Genomic DNA, 17,790 nt, shown 5'->3' with positions numbered 1-17,790 from the left:
GGTTGCAGAACCGCGATACGCGACACACCCCGCAGATCCGATTTGCCAGTAGCCATCTGACACAAAATGATACGAATTCTGCAAGATCGAAGCTGCGAATGGCGACTGCAAAGTCGGAGGTACCTTGAGTTGCGTCTGGTCGACGTATGCATAGTGCGTCAGACGAGCGAATTAACTTGTCCGGCCGTGGTCCACTTTGGCTTCGAATGGTTGGACTATCGCGGTCGGAGTGAAAACGCTCGAGCGGGAGTGCGTCCTGACAACCCGACCCGGCCGAGCCGCACATCGTAGCGCTCAGAGCCCTCGCCGACGTAGTTCGTTCCAGATCGCGATGCGGCGAGCTTCGATTGCTGCGGTATCGCCGGTGGGGCGACCGGCCCGAAGTGCCTGCCGCCGGCGATGCGAGAGATCGATCAAAGCGGCGTCGAGTTCGACGATGCTCATCTCGCGCACACCGGTCACGCCAACCGCCGAGGGCGGCGCGGAACGGCATCGACGGCAGCGCGCGTGGTGGTTGCGGAACCTCCGGCCGCCGGTGTCGTGACGACGCCGAACATCATCCGTTCCCACCACCCTTCGAGTGGGCTCGGATCCGCCCAAACGACGTCGTACGGCTCTACGTCGTCCATAGTGTCCACCTTCCGGACCGAGCCAACGCCCGAGTAATCGCTGCACCGCAGAAACACGAATAGAACTGCAAACCAAATAGTTTCGATCGATCTGCCCGATGTACGGGTCACCCCAACGGGCGGTAGCGTCGTCTCCCGCGTACGCGCTGTGTCCCCAGGCGCGTACGTCGTGCCTGCACTCGACAGTACTCGGCGAAGGCCCGAATCGGGGTAAGACTTGACGTTTGTTTCTTGTTGCACTGCAATCGATGTCGCTAATAGTGCGCTCCTTCTCTTTGTCACCTCCTCTGAAATAATGCACGGAGTCGACGGCGGGTGGGGGAGTCGTCTGACATCCCTCGGGTGACTAGGACTCGACGCCCGCCCGCTTTAGTAAGTGCGTATACGACTCGATTTCCTTCGTCGGCCCGGTTAGGTAGCTGCTGCTATCGGCCAAGTAGCGCAAAGCTGTCTCCAGGTGGCTGCGCGCGCCGCCTGAACCGAAAACGGTATCTGGTTGCCATCGCACGCAGCGGAACCGACTTTCCGCGGACCGCTGCCCTTGCCAAGGCGCTCGGATCGAACCCTCAGCCGATGGCGCCGCACTGTGACTCATGCATCCGTAAGGGCCTCATCTGGTCGCCTGCACTCGGCCTCGTCGCCTTCACCGTCCCCGGAATGGCCGACTTCATCCGCCGACAACACAACGCCCCGGTCATCTGACGAGCCGGGCTGCCACACCGCCGCAGATTGCTGGCATGATCGCTGCCGACCGGTCTCATTTTTTGGGCGGTACGGTGATCTGTAGGTGTTGCACTTGTTTCGAACTCATCACTTTGAAGTTGAGGTGGAGTCGACTGGCCATGGCGGTCCGTTTGAACGTTGGGGGACCAAGAGGGACCCCGATGGACCGGGAGTAGGTCGACTGAGGTCATCGTTTACTCATCACTTTGGGGCGGGTGCGGGTGGATTCACCCGGACGCCGATGGTCACTCGATTCGCCGAACACCCAGCTCAGCGGCACTGCGATGGACGCGAGTGCATCCAGTTGAATTGTCACCTCTTTTACAGCGGGTCCGGGGTTCGAGTCCCTGATGGCGCACACTGAAACGCCCGTTCACCACCAATCGCGTGGTGAACGGGCGTTTTCTGTTCGTCAGAGTGATGTCAGCTCGTCGTCCACCGCTATTTGTGCGAACGAGTCGAGTGCTCGGGTCATGTCGGGGGTGCGATAGAGAGCCCGCCGGAACGTAGTGCGCTTCGGCAACTCGGGAGCCGGCATGGCCGAGTTGAACCTGAGCCGCTTCGATTCAAATACGTCCCCTTCACAAGCGACCAGCAGCCCGATTATTCCTGCTGGCAAGGCGAACTCGACCCGGCGCAACCCATGAAAGTGCGCTCCGAGGATCTCACCCAGGACACCACACTCGACGCATTGCTCTTTCGCGCGGTGTGAGCCAATGTCGGGGATTGGCATGCCCGAGTGTCGTTCTCGATCCCTGCCGGGTATTCGGGCATGAAATTCGAGTGGGGCGATACCCGTACGCGGAGTAGTACCAGACTTTACGTTATCTTTACGGTGTTGAGCCGTGGGGTTCGAGGCCAGGTGATGCACCCCCAAGTAGATCTAGGAGTCGAATGTGGGTTCACCGAAGTGGTTTTCGGTCGCGACCCTGAATCCGAGGCCTTGCCTCGTCGGGGAGGTCCTCCACGCCCGTCCCGGATTCTCGTATGGGAACTCTGGGTCTTCATTTCAACGCCACTCGATACGACGCGTCCGGTGCCAGGCAGCCACCGGCGTCGGCGTCGTCGAGTTGTGGCAAGAGCTGAGAAAGAACATCTGATGTCGAACTTTCAGAGCAAGCGATCGACGGACTCCAACACGTGGGGAAGCGCGGTCATCGGGATAGTCGTCGCCGTCAACTACGAGTTGGCCGCAGTGTGGGCGGTCGTGGCTTCGATGGCGTTGGCGGGCGTATATTTTGCCGCCACCTGAACGATGTCCGAACTAGCAACGGATGCACAGGGGCCGCCTATCGATGGCCGGGTGCCTTTCGGCGACGCGGGCCGTGCAAGGCCCGCGTTGCCGTGGGGGAGTGCCGATCGCATCGCGGTAGCAATACCTGCTAATCGGCGGGTCGGTCGGCAGCTACATCGAGGATCCAGGTCACGCCGAAGCTGTCGGTGAGCATGCCGAACCCCGGGCTCCAGGCCGATGCCGTGAGCGGCTCGAGAATCGAAGCTCCCACCGAGAGCGCCGACCAGTACCCCTCGACTTCCTCGAGGCTCTCTCCGCGCACAGACACGAAGAACGGGCTGTCGGTGATGGTGGTGCCGTTCTCTCGGCGGGTCGAACCGGCGGCCGCGGCCGAGCCACCTGACAGTCCGGGAATGTCATAGGCCATGACCCGAAATCCGTCGGCGGACTCGACCTGGCCGAACACGAGGTTGTCGGCACCGGGTGCCTCGCTCGGCATACCGACGTCTCCGTAGGTTGCGATGGTTACCTGGCCCCCGAAGACGGATCGGTAGAACTCCAGCGCCGCGCGGGCGTCGCCACGAAAGTTGAGGTGGGCGGTGGTCTTGATGGTCATCTGCTGCTCCCGGTGATAGCGGTACCGGTGTTTCCGGTCAGCGCCCACACTGACAGCGGTATAGGTCAGTTCTGGTCCTACACTCGACCCTAGAATTGCCCGATGACGGGAACGACGTCGCGTTTGCTCGACCTGCTTTCGCTGCTCCAGGCCCGCCGCGACTGGCCGGGTTCTCTGCTTGCCGAGCGGCTCGGGATCAGTGCGCGCACTGTGCGCCGCGACGTCGATCGTCTTCGCGCCATGGGCTACAACATCAACGCGAGTATGGGTCCGGACGGTGGCTACCGGCTCGAGGCAGGCAGCGAACTTCCGCCTCTGCTCTTCGACGACGAGCAGGCGATCGCTCTCGCCATCTCCTTGCACGCGGCGGCCGTCACCGGGGTGGGAATCGAAGAGGCCGCCACGAGAGCTCTGACCACCGTGCGACAGGTGCTGCCGCAGAGGCTCCGTCACCGCCTCGACACGATGGAATTCACCACGGTCGCCAGCCGGCCGGGCGGTGGTTCGCCCCCGGTGTCGCCGGAGGTTCTCATCGCAGTGTCGACCGCAGTTCGCACCGCGCATGTGCTGCGATTCGACTATGTCACCCAGAGCTTCGACACCCACGGCTCCGATTACCGCAGCTCGGACACAACACCCGAGCCACCGTCACCGCGCCGAGTAGAACCGCACCATCTGGTCATGTCTCACGGCAGCTGGTATCTGGTCGGCTGGGACCTCGACCACGACCAGTGGCGGATCTTCCGCGCCGACCGAATGACTCCTCGTATGCCGTCCGGCCCCCGCTTCGTCCGCCGGGAGATACCGGGCGGTGATCCCGAGCAGTACGTTGCGGCCAGATTCAAAGGCTCTGAGCTCGTAGACCGATGGCCCTGCATCGGGAAAGTCGTCCTGCACCGGCCGGCCGGCCACGTGCGCCCTTTCGCCGGAGACGGCATCGTCGAGGACCTCGGAACCGGTAGGTGCACCCTCGAACTCGGATCGTGGTCCTGGGTGGCGTTGGCGGCATCACTCAATCTCTTCGACACCGACATCGACGTCCTCTACCCGCCGCAACTCACCGATGCGTTCGCGCAGTTGGCCGCCCGCAATTCGGCGACCGCACACCGATAGCGGGCACGGATAGAACGATCTCATCCGTCATCGCCGACGAGGTTCCGGACACGGTCGGTGGGGGTACGGAATGCGGATCGACACCGTGGAACGCATACTGGCTCGCGAGATGAGACTGCCCAGCATCACCGTTGCCCTGTTGGTCCTCGCCGGATCCTGCGTCCTATCGGGCGCACCCGCCTCGGCGGCACCTGCCGTCGCCGACTTCTACGATGCCCCCGTCGTCGACCTCGAGTCGTACGCGCCCGGGTCCATCGTCCGCCGAGAACCCGTGCCGCAGCTCGACATTCTGGGATCGCGTACCGAGCGCATTCTGTACAGATCGGCCGATCCCCGCGATCGTGCGGTGGCGGTGTCCGGGCTTCTCGTCACGCCGACAGGTGCGTGGACGGGTCCCGGTGCCAGGCCCGTCATTGCCTTCGCTCCGGGCAGTTACGGAATCGCCGACCGGTGCTCGGGCTCGTCCGAGCTCGGACTGACAACCACGATGCCTGCCCTGCTGCCATTGCTGGCCCAGGGATACCAGGTGGTCACCACCGACTACCAGGGACTCGGAACCCCCGGTGAGTACGAGTTCTTGGGGCGGATCGCCAGCGCTCGCGCCCTGCTTGACTCTGCGCGCGCCGCGGTAGGCGAAGCCGACGTGCCGGTCGTGCTCTACGGATACTCGGCCGGCGGTGTCGCGTCCGCGGCCGCCGCGGAGCTGGCACCTGCGTACGCGCCGGACCTGTCGGTGGTCGGTGCCTTCGTCGGTGCCGCACCGACCGATCCCGTGCTGCGGGCCGAAGGCCAGGACGGAACGGACACCGCTGCCACGATGCTGTACACGATTGTCGGCCTGATCGGCGCGCACCCCGAACGGGCCGGCGAGATTCGCGCTCTGTTCAACGAACGGGGACTGGCGGCTCTCGATGCGGCACAGAATTTCTGTACGGTCGACGCCCTCACCTATGGATCACTGCGATCCGAGGACCTCACCGTCGATGGTCGTTCCCTGAGTGCGCTGATGCTCGGTCCGGTACTGGGTCCACTCACAGCGGCGAACGCCGTCGGATTCACTGCGCCCGCCGCGTCCGTGATGATCGTCCACGGCGTCCACGATCGCTCGGTACAGATCGAGCAGAGCCGGCTCCTGGCCGAGCGCTGGCGCGCCGCGGGTGTCACGGATATGACCGTCCGGGAGTTCGATTTCGGAACCGATCTCGTTCCGGCATTCGATCATCCAGCCACGAATGTCGCTGCCTACCCCGAACTCATCGGGTGGATCGACCGACTTCTCGCACGCCGGGCCGCAGCCTGCTCGACGGCGTGCGAACGGAGGTCGGAATAATTGAATCTTCATTGATGCTGACGAGTACGTCCATCTTCGATCGAAAGGTCCCACCGTGCATCTGGGCGTAGACAGCTTCGTCTCCTCCGTAACCGACCCGACCGATGGTCGAGTCATCGCTCCCGAAGAGCGAATGGGTCATCTGTTGGAGGAGATCGCTCTTGCGGATCAGGTCGGGCTCTACTCCTTCGGCATCGGTGAGCATCATCGCAGTGAGTACTACGACTCGGCTCCGTCGATCATCCTTGCGGCCGCGGCCGCGCGAACCGAGAACATCCGGCTCGGCAGTGCAGTGAAGGTACTCAGTGCGGACGACCCGGTGCGGGTATTCCAGGAGTTCGCCACGTTGGATTTGATCTCGAAGGGCCGAATCGACTTGGTCGTCGGCCGCGGCTCGTTCACCGAGTCTTTCCCTCTGTTCGGCCTCGATCTGGCTGATTACGATTCGCTCTTCGCCGAGAAGTTGGACTTGTTGTTGCAGATTCGCGACAACGTCGAGGTCACCTGGTCCGGTCGGCACCGCCCGGCGCTCACTCGCCAGGGCATCTATCCGCGCCCGCTGCAGGATCCGTTGCCGATCTGGGTAGGGGTGGGCGGAACTCCCGAATCTTTCGCGCGCGCAGGGCTTCTCGGGCTTCCGCTGATGATCGCCATCATCGGCGGAGAACCGCGCCAGTTCGCTCCGCTCGTAGACCTGTACCGGCGCGCCGGTGCTCAGGCGGGACATCCGCCGGAGAAGTTGAAGGTGGGTCTCCACGTGTTCGGCTTCGTTGCCGACACCACCCAGGCCGCAGCGGACACCATCTACCCGGGCTGGAACGAGATGTTCACCAAGATCTCGCGCGAACGCGGGTTCGCCCGGCCGAGCCGTCAGCAGTTCGACGCCACAGCCGGACCCAACGGGGCATTCTTCATGGGCGATCCGCAGACGGTTGCCGACAAGATCCTGCGAGTGGGTGAGCAGCTGGGCGGTGTCGATCGGTTGTCCCTGCAGATGACCAACCCGCGACTTGCCCACAGCGACCTGTTGCGCGGAATCGAACTACTCGGCACCGAAGTCGCACCCCTGGTCGCCAAGGGGTAGCGCCGCCGCAGCACACCGGCGGCTAGTTCGATGCCCACTCCATCTCGTCGACGCCCGCAACCGGGGTCAGCAATGAACGAATCTCGTTGGCGTACATCGTTTGTTTGATCTCGCTCAGAACGTCGCCGCGCGTTCCTGCCAGTTCCCCGGCGCGGGCGATCGCGTCGTCGAGTAGGCGGTCTTCGGTCGATACGGCATCGACGAGTCCGAGCGTCATCGCATCGTCTCCGCCGTACCGGCGACCGGTGGTCAAGGCCTCGTGAAAAGCGTGTGGTGCCAGCTTTGCCCGAACCATGTCGACGGTTCCCGGGCTGTACGTCGCGCCGATGTTGACGCCCGGAAAGCACAGAAATCCACGATCGGAACGTTGGATTCGGTGGTCGTGCGCCATCACGAAGAACGCGGCACCGCCGTAGGTGTGTCCTTGCATGGCCGCGACGGTCTGCATCGGAAAGGTCAGAAAGCGCACCAACATGTGCTGAACCGTGCCGATGAAACGGTTGATCTGATCGAGATTTTCGGCACCCCACGACAGATCCACCCCGGTGGAGAAGTATTTGCCCGTCGCGGTCGTGACCAGTGCGGCGGGGCCGGAGCTGGCCTCGACTTCGTCGAGCAGAGCATTGATCTCGGCAACCCAATTGGGGCCGATGCGGTTCTCGCTGTCGCCGACGCCCCTGTCGCCGAGGTTCAATACGAATACATCAGCAACTCGTTCGAGGTAAGGCATCTCACGAACGTACCCAGGTTGTGTTGTTCTCACTCACAACAGTGCCAAGTATTTCGGGGTGTATCACGACGACGAGGCAGCGGACTGTCGGCGAATCAGTTCGCGGTGGCCATAGGTAGCGCCGAGGATGTCCTCGCGATCGGCAACCGAGGAGCCGACCGCACCTGCCACCGTGCCGAGCGACGCGGCGAGCCAGGCAAGGGCGAAGTAGTCGGCGACCGATGCGGTCCGTCCGATCTGCTCGGCCAGAAAGGCCGGTGAAATGACCACCGCTGCCGAGAACAGTACGACAGCGAAGAGCAACGCGTACATGCACAGCGCGCCGGTCAGAACGGTGCCCACCGTGGCCGCGTTGTACATCCAACGATCGATCGTCGAGCTACGGAATGTCCGCTTCTCCCACAGACCGTTGGGATAGATCACCCACACCGTCATCGCGAGCACCGCCGTGATCGCGACCATCGCCAAGCGGCCAAGACTCATCGACGCCGCCATCTGCCAGATGCTCGCGTAGAACACACCGAAGGCGGACGCGGCGCTCGCGGCAGCGAGCGCACCTGACAACGTCGGCACCAATCGCCACGGTCGATTGCATCGAATCATCCCCGACACCAACCTGATTCGGCCGAACAAGCTCGACGTCAGCAAGACCTCGTCGCCCTCCCCGGAATCGCTCGCAGTCCATCGGGACTTGAAGTACCTCCGCGGTCGCCGAGACGAGTCGTCTGCTTCGATCAGCTCGTGCAACATCGCCAGTGCAGCGACGACCGCGCGGTGCCGTACTGCCAGCGTTCCGAAGGAGGGCACGTACAGCGCACCCGTCGTGCCGTCCCGAAGTTCGGCGATCACCGGACGTGAGCCCAAGCGGCGCGGGACTTCCGACACGCACAGGACGATGTCGTATTCGTCCGTGGCTTGAACCGATGCCAGCCACTGCCCCAAGGGCGCGGAACCAGTGGCGGTGGGCGGGAGGGGGACCGACGCTCCCGAGACCCGCAGTTCCCGCCGTTGCCCGTCGATCATTGCGTGATCGGGCAGCTTCTCGATGATGGACGACGCGATGGTCGACGCGAAGCCGTCATCGCTGACCACGCCCACCGACAGTGGCGCACTGTCGGTCTCGTCGGTCTCGAGTTCGTCGGTGGTGTCCTGGTCCGGGGAGTGGGGTCGATCGGATTGCATCCCGAGCATGTACCCGTTGACGCGCGATGTACACGCGGTCGCCTCGGGGCACACGTTTCACCGTTGTGCAGACCGGGTAGCGCTTCTGCAGATCCGAGAAGCACCAGCGAGAGGGAGTCTCGATGCCTGCACAGAGCGACAACACCGGCGATCAGCCGCAGTTGAAGGACCAGGGCTTGTACGAGAAGCTTCGCGAGGAAGGCAACTCGAAGGAGAAGTCTGCGCGAATCTCCAATGCTGCGGCGAACCAGGGAAGGGAACAGGTAGGCAAGAAGGGTGGTGAGTCGGGATCCTACGAGGATTGGACCGTCGACGAATTGACCGACAGGGCAAAGGAACTGGGCCTGGAGGGCTACTCGAAGCTGAACAAAGAGGACCTCATCGCCGCGCTCCGCAAGCACTGACTCACTGCGGGTGAAGCGATGAGTAGTACTCCTGCTGTGCCGGGTAGTAGTCGCCGAAGCTCGGCAGAGGCGCGTTGGTCCTCGATGCGATGAGCATGTCCAGGTAGTACTCCCACCCTGGTCCGATTTCGCCCAGACCCTCGGTGGTCGCGCAGCGGTGGACGAGCACAAGGTCGGTCACATCGCCCCTCTCGGACAGACGGACATCGAGCGGCCACGTGCCTTCGTCGGTGGTCCGTACGGCGAGGTGGTGCGGCGGTTCGCACGCGTCGACGGACATGGTCGAGGCCGGTTCGCCTTCCTCGAAGGTCATCGTGACCCGAATGGCGCTGTCCGAGATCCGCTCCCACGGACCGAACCACAGCGCCGTTCGAGACGATTGCGTCAAGCTCGCCCAGACGTCCTCGCGTGGTCCGTCGATGGTTCTGGTCAGTTCGAGGGCGAAGCCGGTGTCCAACTTCCGCAGGGTTCCGGTGGGTGTCGGTGCCATCGACTGATTATGCGGCACTCCTACCGCAGGGAGGATTGCACACCGGCGGTATCCCTCGGATCTGTCAGGATGTGCGCCGCGCCCAACGCTTCGAAGACCATGCGTGCCGGTCGCGTCGGCGCGAGGATCTCGAGTCGCCCAGCACCGCGAGCCGCGGCGTCGATGACAACGCTGGCTGCGCCCGAGTACATGAACGTCACCGCCGACAAGTCGAGCAACACAACCGTGTCAGCGCTTTCGGCTTCCTCGAGGACACGCGCCAAATCGGCACGGGCGCTCAAGTCCAGATCTCCGGTTGCGCGCACGACGGTCAGACGAGGGGAGTAGGACTCGGTCTCGATCGAGTAGTGGGCGTTGTCAGCACGTGCGGGCGCGAAAGACGAATAAGGGTGTTCGGTGACAGTCACAATGCGAACCTCTCAGTCCGGATGGCCGAAAAACCGACATGCGCTGGGTGGAACCCGAGGGCTACAGGTTCCGCTGCATGTCGTATTTCGATCCTGGCAGTGCAACATCACCGAATCGAAGCCTCATGATCACGGAGCGATCGCTAATGAGTAACGGAAGGGTAACGCCAGCTGTGATGCGGCTGAGCGGGGCTCAGGCCGTCGATAACAAGGCAAGCAGGCCGTCGAAACAGGGAAAGCTCTGCGGGACGTTTGTGCAAAGGCGCTGACAACACTGCCTGACACCTGCCAGTGTTGTGCTCGGCACCGCAACCACTATCGGAGGTGAACCATGCGTTGGACCCCACATATCCACCGGTCGCGCGGCACCTCGACGGCTCGATGACGGATCGGTGACCAGATGAGCAAACCGAGACTGTCCCGGTCGGCCCTCGCCGGTTCGGAACTACTTCCCGCCCGTCCGGAAGGAACCGGAATCGTGCACCTGGGTCTGGGGAACTTCCATCGTGCGCACCAGGCCGTATACACCGCCGCGGCTCTGGCCCAGGACGGTGGTTCGTGGGGAATCCTGGGCGTGGCGAACCGATCTCGCGCTGTGGCCGATGCCCTGCTTGCACAGGATCTGCTCTACGGCGTCGTGGAGATCTCACCATCGGGCTCTCGGGTGAGCGTGCCGGGAGCGCATACCGGAGTGCTGGTAGCGGCGCAGGATCCGGCCGCGGTAACGGCGGCCATCGCGGACCCGAACGTCAGAATCGTGACGGTCACAGTGACCGAGCACGGATACACCTTCTCGCCGAAGACCGGCGATCTGAACCTGGAATCCGCTGCGGTGCAGAAGGATTTGCACCAGAACGAGGCACCGACCACCACCGTGGGCCAACTGGCCGGAGCTCTGACGATTCGGGCGCGAACCCATCGAGCGCCCATTACGGTGGCCAGCTGCGACAACCTGCTGGGCAACGGGCGTCGCACGGCTGCGCTCGTACGTCAGTTCCTCGAGCACACGGGCGCGGACGACGTGATCGATTGGTCGGCTGATTCGGTGACGTTCCCCAACTCCATGGTCGATCGCATCGTTCCGTCCAGTAGCGACCTGTACGACGCCCAGTCGACCGCTCGACTGGGCGCGGCGGACGGCATCGCCGTACCGGCGGAACCGTTCAGCATGTGGGTGATGGAAGACAGCTTCTGTGCAGGTCGCCCCCGCTGGGAAGCCGGCGGTGCGGTGTTCGCTGCGGACGTCGAACCGTACGAATCGATGAAGGTGAGGTTACTGAACGGAACACACTCTCTCATCGCGTATCTGGGCGCTCTCGATGGACGGCCGACGATTCCGGAATCGATCGGTCGACCGTTCGTGGAGGTGGCGGCCCGGGCGGTGCTGGTCGTCGAATATCTGCCGACCGTGCCAGTTCCCGACGGGGTGGACATCGAGGACTACATCGCCCAGTTGTTCGTGCGCTGGTCCAACTCCGCGCTCGGACACAAGACCGCACAGGTCGGTTCCGACGGATCCGCGAAGCTGTCCCAGAGAATTCCGATACCCGCCCTGTATCACCTGAAGAGAGGCGTCGCTCCGCACTGTCTGTCCTTGACGCTGGCCGCGTACCTGTGTTGCGTGTGCCCGCCCGAGGGGTTCGATCCGGGCCCGCACGCAGGGTCGATGACCGACCCGGCACGTCAACGATTGGCCGGGCTGGCCGCCTCGGCCGCGTCCGGTGAGCACTTCGTTCGCTCGGTAGTCGAACACGGTGACATCCTGCCTGTCGAGCTGGCTCGCTTTCCCGAATTCATCACGCGTACCGCCGAATTGGTCGATACCATCGTCCGTCATGGCCCGATGGCGGCAGCTGTCGAGGCGGCGAATTCGACGCTCAGTACCGGTGCAGACGGATCGGGGACCACACTCGACTGACCCATTCGCCGTGAACCGGTCGGCCAGGGCCGAGTTCGAATCCGATCAGGTAGCGCTCACGCCGTCACCGGACCGTCGCCGTTACTCGAATTCGGAACGGATGGACTGAGTGGTGAGCTGCAACATCAGAACGAATCCGGTGAGCGTCACCACGATCGGGGCCCACAGGACCACCGCGACGAAAGTGTCCACACCCCGCTCCAAGACGATGTAGACCGCCACGATGGAGGTCCCGAGAAGACAGAGCAGAATGTGGACGGCCAGCCGCCATTTGTCGAAGAAGAAGCCGGCGAGCATCCCCATCGGGATGAGGAAGGTGCATTTGCCGAGAGTGACTTCGGGTTCGAAGTTGGCGGTAATGGTGGCACCGAAGATGGCCACGTCTGCGATGACGACGAAGGCAAAGGCCTGGTGCAATGTCGGCCACGGACCGAACCACCAGAACGCACCCATGATGTATGCAGCGATCATGCAGGTCCATTGCACCACTGACGGGATCGTCGTGGTGGCACCGTAGCCGAACACGATTTCCAGGGTGACCACGACTGCCATGGACAGAGCGGCGACGGAGACGATGCGTCTGACGAGGGTTGTGACAGCGAGGGACGCCATCACGCCCGTACCCCACTGGTAATGCTCGTTCGATCTCGTCAAAGTGCGAGTCATGTCGGGCCCCAATCTTTCCACTCTGGACTCGATTGAAACACAGCGTCCACGCTGTCGTTCGACATTGCACTACTTTGGAGTGGGAGTATATCGCTGGTCAGACGCTGACGTATCGATGATCGATCGCTCCTACTCCACCGGCAATGGGCTATGGTCTGCCCATGAAATCGCAACCGGGGGGTGCGAGCCCTGATCGCCTCGACGTCACATTCGACTCACACGGGGATGTCTGCGCGGCGTGGCTCTATCTTCCGAGCGGCACCGACCCTGCACCGATCATCGTCATGGCTCATGGTCTCGGCGGCACACGGGAAATGCGGCTCGACGCCTACGCAGAGCGCTTCCGAGCCGCAGGTTATGCCTGCCTGGTCTTCGATTACCGCTACTTCGGAGCCAGCGGCGGCGAACCGCGGCAGTTGCTCGACATCGAATCGCAACTGCAGGACTGGGCGTCGGCGATCGCTCATGCCCGTTCGCGAACCGATGTGGACCACTCTCGAATCGTGCTGTGGGGTTCCTCGTTCGGTGGCGGGCACGTCATCGTGGCTGCCGCCCGAGACCAGCAGGTGGAAGCAGTGGTGGCCCAGTGCCCGTTCACCGACGGAATAGCCTCGGGACTGGCCTCGAACACCTGGACGTCGATGAAGCTGTCCGGCCGAGCCTTGGGCGATCTGGCGGGATCGGCGATCGGCAGGCCACCGGTGATGGTGGCCACGGCTGGGCGACCCGGAACGACTGCCCTGATGACCTCGCCCGATAGTTACGACGGTTACCTGGCTCTCGCGCCGGACACCGACGAGTCATTCCACAATCGGGTGGCGGCGAGAGTTGCGCTGCAGATCGTGCGACACCGGCCCGGGCGTCGAGCACAGGATGTTCGCTGCCCCATATTTTTCGTCGTCTGCGAGACGGACTCGGTCGCGCCCGCGAAGGCCACCCTGCGTTACGCGAAGACGGCACCGCTCGGGGAGGTCAAGACCTACGCCGCAGGCCACTTCGAGATCTATCTCGGGGAGGCATTCGAGCGGGTAGTGGCAGATCAGATCGAGTTTCTGACCCGCACCGTTCCGCTGAAGTCTCAGTAGACGTCGCGTACGTAGCGTTTCTCTGCAGCCAGCGCCTTGACGTAGGACTCGGCGCTGGCCGGTGCGAGCTTGCCGTGCTGAGCAACCACGCCCTTCAGCGCAGTATCGACATCCTTGGCCATGCGGGAGGCATCACCGCAGACGTAGAAGTGAGCGCCGCGGCGAATCCAGCTCCACAGATCCTCGCCGCGTTCGCGCATCCGATCCTGGACGTACACCTTCTGTGCTTGGTCGCGTGAGAAGGCCACGTCCAGGCGATTCAACGAACCGTCGCTCAGCATCGCGGTCAGTTCGTCACGGTAGTAGAAATCGGTGTCCGCATGCTGCTCACCGAAGAACAGCCAATTGGGGCCGGTGTGTCCGAGTGCTCGACGCTCGTGCAGGAAGGCGCGGAACGGGGCGACGCCAGTCCCAGGGCCGACCATGATCATCGGGGTGGCGGGGTCCTCCGGCGGCTTGAAGTGCGAGGACCTCTGCAGAAAGATTCCCACGTCGTTGCTCGCGTGGTCGGCCAGATAGGTCGAGCAGACGCCCCGCCGGGCAACTCCGTGCACGTTGTACCGCACCGCGGACACCGTCACCTGCACTTCGTTGGGGTTCTCCTTCGGGCTCGACGAGATCGAATACAGACGCGGCTGCAGCGGTTTGAGTACGCCCAACCACTCCTCGACGGAGGCCCGTACCGGATGTGCGAGCAGAACATCGATCGACTGACGACCCCACATCCAATCGAACAGCGCGTGCTTGTTGTCGGGATGCAGCATCGACTCGAGGTCGTCGTCCTCGGTTCGCCGGTGCACGAACCGCAGAAGGTCGGGTGTCGCACGGGCAATTTCCAGATGTCGGCTCAGCGCCGTGTGCAGTTCCATCGAGCCGTGCCCGGCCAGGTCGACGCTCGTGGTGCCGTCGAGACCGGTCGCAACGAGCCACTCGTCGACGAAGCTGTCGCTGTTGCGTGGCCAGACTCCGAGGGCGTCGCCGGCCTCGTAGTCGAGAGTGGCGTCGGGCAGATGGAAGCCGAGTTGACGGACATCCTTGAGCGATCCGCGCTCGGTCAGTACTCGATTGCGTACGAGGTGCGTCAGCAGCGGCGAGTTCTTGCTGTAGCGCGGTGCAGTGTCCTGTGTCCACTGGTCCACGGGGTGCGCGCTCGACACAACTCGGGCCCGCTCGGCGGACGCATCGCCGGCGGCGTCTGCCGTCGTGTCCTCGTCGTCGATCAATGTGTCGAGTACTGCGTCGAGCCAGGTCGCTGCCGGGCCCTCGTAATCGGGTTCGCAGTCGACGCGGTCGAGCAGACGCTGGGCACCCAATGCGGTCAGTCGTTCGTCGATCCTTCGGCCGTGGCCGCAGAAGTCGGCATAGTTCGAGTCGCCGAACGCCAGTACGGCATAACGAATTCCGGTCAGAGCCGGCTCGACCTCCGCGATCAGACTGTCCCAGAATCTCGCCCCGTTGTCGGGCGCTTCACCGTCACCGGTGGTGCTGCTGACGATCAGCACATCGGCCTCGGCGGGCAGGCCGTCGACGGTGAACGAGTCCATCGAGTGCTCGGTGATCGTCAGGCCCGCTCCCCGCAGCCTCGACAGGCACGACTGGACGTAACCCTCTGCGGTTCCGGTCTGCGAGGCCCACAGCAAGAACGCCGGTCGCGCAGACGCGTCCGCTCGGGGGTGGACGGGGGAATCCTCTGCTCGCGAGAACAGGCCCGCGAGAACGCCGTCGAGCCATGCGTGGGTCTCGGGGGACAAGGGGGTCTGCGACGGCAGAGTAGGTGTTCCGCAGGCGCGACGACCCGCCTCACTGCCCAGGCCTTCGAGAAGTCCTGCGATGTAACGCTGTTCGATGGTGCTGAGCGGTGCTGCGGGACGGGACGGGCGACCGACGATCGCGGCGAGCGCATCGACCGGATCGTGGGAGCGTTGCTCGTCCTCGGGTGAGGACGATCGGACCGCAGCAACTCTGTTGAGCGTGACTGCGCACGCTTTGAACTCCGGTTGTCGAGAATCCGGATCGACGGCGTCGTTGGTGACGGCATTGATGGCGAGATCCTCACCGAATTCGTCGTTCCAGTGGAAGGGCGCGAAGCAGCTACCCGGGAGCACTCGATCGGTGACGACGGCAGGCAGTACCGCCCGGCCTCGACGGGACGCTACCTCGACACTGTCGCCCTCGACCACGCCGAGGCGGTCGGCGTCGAGTGGGTGCATTTCGACGAACGGGCCGGAATCGAGTTTGTTCAGTGCGGCGACCTTGCCGGTCTTGGTCATGGTGTGCCACTGGTGTGGCAGGCGCCCGGTGTTGAGCAGGAACGGGTAGTCGTCGTCCGGCATCTCGGCAGGTGCTATCGCGGGCCTGGCGAAGAAGTGTGCCCGTCCACTGGGCGTGGGGAACGACAGCGCTGGAATCGAACCGTCCGCCGATGTCCGTAGCCGTTGGCTGATCCCGTCGTTCAGGTAGCGGATCGGGTGTCTGGTTGTCGTGACCTCGGGCGGGCACGGCCACTGAATGGGACTCTCGCGCAACCGTTTGTAGGTGACTCCGCGAATGTCGTAGCCGGTGTTCGGGTTCCAGAATTGTTTGATTTCCTCGAACACCTCCTCGGCGCTCTCGTAGGAGAAGGCGTCGGCGTACCCCAGCGCGCACGCCATGTCCGCGATGATCTTCCAGTCCGGCAGCGCACCGCCCGGTGCCTCGAGCGCCGGTTGGAACAGCGTGAGGTTGCGCTCGGAATTGACCATCACGCCCTCGGCTTCCGTCCACAACGCGGCGGGCAGCATCACATCGGCGTAGCCGTTGGTTTCGGTATCGGCGAACGCATCCTGAGTGATGACCAACTCGGCGGCCTCGAGACCGTCGATCACTGTTGTTCTGTTGGCCACCGAGGCAACCGGATTGGTGCAGATGATCCAACACGCCTTGATCTCGCCCGCGGCCAGCTTGGAGAACATCTCGATGGTCCCGCCGCCGATGTCGGTGCGCAGCGTCCCGCGTGGGATGCCCCATCGATCCTCGACGAATGCGCGGTCGTCGTCGTTTCCGACCGCACGCTGTCCTGGCAATCCGGGGCCCATGTACCCCATTTCGCGCCCGCCCATGGCGTTCGGTTGTCCGGTGAGGGAGAACGGTCCGCTGCCGGTCTTGCAGATGGCACCGGTCGCCAGATGGAGGTTGCACAGCGCGTTGGTGTTCCAGGTTCCGTGTGTCGACTGATTGAGCCCCATGGTCCAGCAGCTCATCCAGTTCTCGGCACCGCCGATCATCGCAGCCGCGGATCGTAGATCTTGCTCGGCGATACCGGTTGCGGCACAAACCTTCTCCGGGGTGTAGTCGCCGAGGAAGTCCGGCATCGCGTCCCATCCGTCGGTGAATTCCGCGATGAAATCGGGGTCGATCTCGCCGTTGTCGACAATGAGTGCGAGCAGACCGTTGAGCAGAGCCAGGTCCGATCCCGGCTCGACTTGCAGGTGCAAGTGGGCCTTGCTCGCCGTGGCGGTGCGGCGGGGGTCGACGACGATCAGCTGTGCGCCTGCCTTGACGCGATCCATCATGCGCAGGAACAGAATGGGGTGACAGTCGGCCATGTTGGAGCCGATCACGAAGAAGACATCGGCGTGGTCGAAGTCCTGGTACGACCCGGGCGGGCCGTCAGCGCCCAAGGATTGTTTGTATCCGGTTCCTGCGCTGGCCATGCAGAGCCGAGAATTGGATTCGATCTGGTTGGTGCCGATGAACCCTTTGGCCAATTTGTTCGACAGGTACTGCGCCTCGATGGACATCTGTCCGGACACGTACAGCGCGAGCGCATCGGGGCCGTGCTCGTCGATGATGGTGCGCAGCCGACGGGCGGTGTCGTTGATCGCCACCGAGGTGTCCGTGCTCTCCGGGCGCTCGCCGCGGCGCTGCCGAATCTGGGCTTTCTCGAGCCGGCCGGGACCGGCGAGCATGTCCGCAGTGGTGGTCCCCTTGGTGCACAGTCGGCCGAAGTTGGCCGGGTGAGCCTTGTCTCCGACGGATTTGGTGACTACGGGCCTGGTCGGGGTGGCGTCGGAGGACGTGGACCGGCCGCCGATCTCGAGCACCATGCCGCATCCCACACCGCAGTACGCGCAGAGTGTCTTCACCGTGGTGACCATGTGTTCCACAGTGCCCGGTCCAGTGTGCGCGGCCATTACATGC

Annotated in this window: 19 protein-coding genes; 8 read left to right on the top strand and 11 right to left on the bottom strand. The window is 63.6% G+C overall.

Annotated elements, in window-relative coordinates; genetic code table 11:
• Nucleotides 1-294: 294 nt before the first annotated feature.
• Nucleotides 295-444, bottom strand: coding sequence for a hypothetical protein (locus ACOQFP_RS06330; RefSeq protein WP_155290379.1), 150 nt, complete (start codon nucleotides 442-444; stop codon nucleotides 295-297).
• A 14-nt stretch (nucleotides 445-458) separates the two neighbouring features.
• The gene (locus tag ACOQFP_RS06325; protein WP_155290380.1) at nucleotides 459-629 is read right to left on the bottom strand and encodes a hypothetical protein; all 171 of its coding nucleotides are present in this window, start codon (nucleotides 627-629) and stop codon (nucleotides 459-461) included.
• A gap of 573 nt (nucleotides 630-1,202) precedes the next feature.
• On the opposite strand from ACOQFP_RS06325, the gene ACOQFP_RS06320 reads away from it, so the two are divergent.
• Entirely contained in the window at nucleotides 1,203-1,331 is a 129-nt protein-coding gene (locus ACOQFP_RS06320) for a hypothetical protein (RefSeq protein WP_421583799.1), read from the top strand.
• Nucleotides 1,332-1,539: 208 nt separating this feature from the next.
• On the opposite strand, the gene ACOQFP_RS06315 is transcribed toward ACOQFP_RS06320, so the two are convergent.
• Nucleotides 1,540-1,668: a hypothetical protein gene (locus ACOQFP_RS06315; protein ID WP_421583798.1), complete on the bottom strand. Its 129-nt coding sequence runs from the start codon at nucleotides 1,666-1,668 to the stop codon at nucleotides 1,540-1,542.
• A 96-nt stretch (nucleotides 1,669-1,764) separates the two neighbouring features.
• The gene (locus ACOQFP_RS06310) at nucleotides 1,765-1,890 is read right to left on the bottom strand and encodes a hypothetical protein (RefSeq protein ID WP_421583797.1); all 126 of its coding nucleotides are present in this window, start codon (nucleotides 1,888-1,890) and stop codon (nucleotides 1,765-1,767) included.
• Nucleotides 1,891-2,451: 561 nt separating this feature from the next.
• Here ACOQFP_RS06310 and ACOQFP_RS06305 point away from each other — a divergent pair.
• Nucleotides 2,452-2,604 carry a hypothetical protein gene (locus ACOQFP_RS06305; RefSeq protein WP_421583796.1) on the top strand — a complete coding sequence of 51 codons (153 nt, stop codon included), beginning with the start codon at nucleotides 2,452-2,454 and terminating at the stop codon, nucleotides 2,602-2,604.
• A gap of 130 nt (nucleotides 2,605-2,734) precedes the next feature.
• Here ACOQFP_RS06305 and ACOQFP_RS06300 read toward each other — a convergent pair whose 3' ends face one another.
• Complete coding sequence (locus ACOQFP_RS06300; RefSeq protein ID WP_206490071.1) at nucleotides 2,735-3,202, bottom strand: VOC family protein; 468 nt, start codon at nucleotides 3,200-3,202, stop codon at nucleotides 2,735-2,737.
• A gap of 102 nt (nucleotides 3,203-3,304) precedes the next feature.
• Here ACOQFP_RS06300 and ACOQFP_RS06295 point away from each other — a divergent pair, with 102 nt between their 5' ends.
• The 3 genes from ACOQFP_RS06295 to ACOQFP_RS06285 all read left to right on the top strand — a co-directional run bounded on the left by ACOQFP_RS06295 (nucleotide 3,305) and on the right by ACOQFP_RS06285 (nucleotide 6,729).
• Nucleotides 3,305-4,315: a helix-turn-helix transcriptional regulator gene (locus ACOQFP_RS06295; protein ID WP_421583795.1), complete on the top strand. Its 1,011-nt coding sequence runs from the start codon at nucleotides 3,305-3,307 to the stop codon at nucleotides 4,313-4,315.
• An 85-nt stretch (nucleotides 4,316-4,400) separates the two neighbouring features.
• The gene (locus tag ACOQFP_RS06290; RefSeq protein WP_421583794.1) at nucleotides 4,401-5,645 is read left to right on the top strand and encodes a lipase family protein; all 1,245 of its coding nucleotides are present in this window, start codon (nucleotides 4,401-4,403) and stop codon (nucleotides 5,643-5,645) included.
• 55 nt (nucleotides 5,646-5,700) lie between these two features.
• The gene (locus ACOQFP_RS06285; RefSeq protein WP_206490074.1) at nucleotides 5,701-6,729 is read left to right on the top strand and encodes an LLM class flavin-dependent oxidoreductase; all 1,029 of its coding nucleotides are present in this window, start codon (nucleotides 5,701-5,703) and stop codon (nucleotides 6,727-6,729) included.
• Between the two features lie 22 nt (nucleotides 6,730-6,751).
• On the opposite strand, the gene ACOQFP_RS06280 is transcribed toward ACOQFP_RS06285, so the two are convergent.
• Together ACOQFP_RS06280 and ACOQFP_RS06275 are read right to left on the bottom strand one after the other, a co-directional pair.
• The gene (locus tag ACOQFP_RS06280) at nucleotides 6,752-7,459 is read right to left on the bottom strand and encodes an enoyl-CoA hydratase-related protein (RefSeq protein ID WP_341245164.1); all 708 of its coding nucleotides are present in this window, start codon (nucleotides 7,457-7,459) and stop codon (nucleotides 6,752-6,754) included.
• Between the two features lie 63 nt (nucleotides 7,460-7,522).
• Nucleotides 7,523-8,641 (bottom strand): hypothetical protein, encoded by a 1,119-nt coding sequence (locus ACOQFP_RS06275; RefSeq protein WP_421583793.1) that lies wholly within the window; start codon nucleotides 8,639-8,641, stop codon nucleotides 7,523-7,525.
• A 122-nt stretch (nucleotides 8,642-8,763) separates the two neighbouring features.
• Between ACOQFP_RS06275 and ACOQFP_RS06270 the strand changes: the two genes are divergently transcribed.
• Nucleotides 8,764-9,045 carry a Rho termination factor N-terminal domain-containing protein gene (locus ACOQFP_RS06270; protein WP_206489444.1) on the top strand — a complete coding sequence of 94 codons (282 nt, stop codon included), beginning with the start codon at nucleotides 8,764-8,766 and terminating at the stop codon, nucleotides 9,043-9,045.
• A 1-nt stretch (nucleotide 9,046) separates the two neighbouring features.
• On the opposite strand, the gene ACOQFP_RS06265 is transcribed toward ACOQFP_RS06270, so the two are convergent.
• Together ACOQFP_RS06265 and ACOQFP_RS06260 are read right to left on the bottom strand one after the other, a co-directional pair.
• Nucleotides 9,047-9,535 carry an SRPBCC domain-containing protein gene (locus ACOQFP_RS06265; protein ID WP_421583792.1) on the bottom strand — a complete coding sequence of 163 codons (489 nt, stop codon included), beginning with the start codon at nucleotides 9,533-9,535 and terminating at the stop codon, nucleotides 9,047-9,049.
• 20 nt (nucleotides 9,536-9,555) lie between these two features.
• Nucleotides 9,556-9,942, bottom strand: a complete 387-nt coding sequence (locus tag ACOQFP_RS06260; protein ID WP_421583791.1) for an STAS domain-containing protein — start codon at nucleotides 9,940-9,942, stop codon at nucleotides 9,556-9,558.
• Between the two features lie 400 nt (nucleotides 9,943-10,342).
• On the opposite strand from ACOQFP_RS06260, the gene ACOQFP_RS06255 reads away from it, so the two are divergent.
• On the top strand, nucleotides 10,343-11,860 hold the full coding sequence (locus ACOQFP_RS06255) for a mannitol dehydrogenase family protein (protein WP_421583790.1): 1,518 nt from the start codon (nucleotides 10,343-10,345) through the stop codon (nucleotides 11,858-11,860).
• Nucleotides 11,861-11,941: 81 nt separating this feature from the next.
• Here ACOQFP_RS06255 and ACOQFP_RS06250 read toward each other — a convergent pair whose 3' ends face one another.
• On the bottom strand, nucleotides 11,942-12,526 hold the full coding sequence (locus ACOQFP_RS06250; RefSeq protein WP_341245306.1) for a giguanylate cyclase: 585 nt from the start codon (nucleotides 12,524-12,526) through the stop codon (nucleotides 11,942-11,944).
• A 161-nt stretch (nucleotides 12,527-12,687) separates the two neighbouring features.
• Here ACOQFP_RS06250 and ACOQFP_RS06245 point away from each other — a divergent pair, with 161 nt between their 5' ends.
• Complete coding sequence (locus tag ACOQFP_RS06245) at nucleotides 12,688-13,611, top strand: alpha/beta hydrolase (RefSeq protein ID WP_421583789.1); 924 nt, start codon at nucleotides 12,688-12,690, stop codon at nucleotides 13,609-13,611.
• Here the strand turns inward: ACOQFP_RS06245 and ACOQFP_RS06240 are convergent.
• A complete protein-coding gene (locus ACOQFP_RS06240; RefSeq protein WP_421583788.1) occupies nucleotides 13,605-17,747 on the bottom strand; it encodes a molybdopterin-dependent oxidoreductase in 4,143 nt (1,380 codons plus the stop codon). The two genes, ACOQFP_RS06245 and ACOQFP_RS06240, sit on opposite strands and share 7 nt — an antisense overlap.
• Nucleotides 17,748-17,790: the final 43 nt, after the last annotated feature.

The organism is Rhodococcus sp. MALMAid1271 (assembly GCF_049195265.1).
In the GTDB taxonomy this organism is placed as follows: domain Bacteria; phylum Actinomycetota; class Actinomycetes; order Mycobacteriales; family Mycobacteriaceae; genus Rhodococcoides.
The sequence above is the reverse complement of the archived record's forward strand: the minus strand, read 5'-3'. Positions and strand labels throughout refer to the sequence as shown.

Coding starts and splice junctions, on each gene's coding strand:
- ACOQFP_RS06280 (WP_341245164.1), bottom strand. CDS start 7,459: ATGCCTTACCTCGAACGAGTTGCTGATGTATTCGTATTGAACCTCGGC.
- ACOQFP_RS06240 (WP_421583788.1), bottom strand. CDS start 17,747: ATGGTCACCACGGTGAAGACACTCTGCGCGTACTGCGGTGTGGGATGC.
- ACOQFP_RS06305 (WP_421583796.1), top strand. CDS start 2,452: ATGTCGAACTTTCAGAGCAAGCGATCGACGGACTCCAACACGTGGGGA.
- ACOQFP_RS06295 (WP_421583795.1), top strand. CDS start 3,305: ATGACGGGAACGACGTCGCGTTTGCTCGACCTGCTTTCGCTGCTCCAG.
- ACOQFP_RS06245 (WP_421583789.1), top strand. CDS start 12,688: ATGAAATCGCAACCGGGGGGTGCGAGCCCTGATCGCCTCGACGTCACA.
- ACOQFP_RS06270 (WP_206489444.1), top strand. CDS start 8,764: ATGCCTGCACAGAGCGACAACACCGGCGATCAGCCGCAGTTGAAGGAC.
- ACOQFP_RS06255 (WP_421583790.1), top strand. CDS start 10,343: ATGAGCAAACCGAGACTGTCCCGGTCGGCCCTCGCCGGTTCGGAACTA.
- ACOQFP_RS06250 (WP_341245306.1), bottom strand. CDS start 12,526: ATGACTCGCACTTTGACGAGATCGAACGAGCATTACCAGTGGGGTACG.
- ACOQFP_RS06265 (WP_421583792.1), bottom strand. CDS start 9,535: ATGGCACCGACACCCACCGGAACCCTGCGGAAGTTGGACACCGGCTTC.
- ACOQFP_RS06300 (WP_206490071.1), bottom strand. CDS start 3,202: ATGACCATCAAGACCACCGCCCACCTCAACTTTCGTGGCGACGCCCGC.
- ACOQFP_RS06275 (WP_421583793.1), bottom strand. CDS start 8,641: ATGCAATCCGATCGACCCCACTCCCCGGACCAGGACACCACCGACGAA.
- ACOQFP_RS06325 (WP_155290380.1), bottom strand. CDS start 629: ATGGACGACGTAGAGCCGTACGACGTCGTTTGGGCGGATCCGAGCCCA.
- ACOQFP_RS06330 (WP_155290379.1), bottom strand. CDS start 444: ATGAGCATCGTCGAACTCGACGCCGCTTTGATCGATCTCTCGCATCGC.
- ACOQFP_RS06320 (WP_421583799.1), top strand. CDS start 1,203: ATGGCGCCGCACTGTGACTCATGCATCCGTAAGGGCCTCATCTGGTCG.
- ACOQFP_RS06310 (WP_421583797.1), bottom strand. CDS start 1,890: ATGCCGGCTCCCGAGTTGCCGAAGCGCACTACGTTCCGGCGGGCTCTC.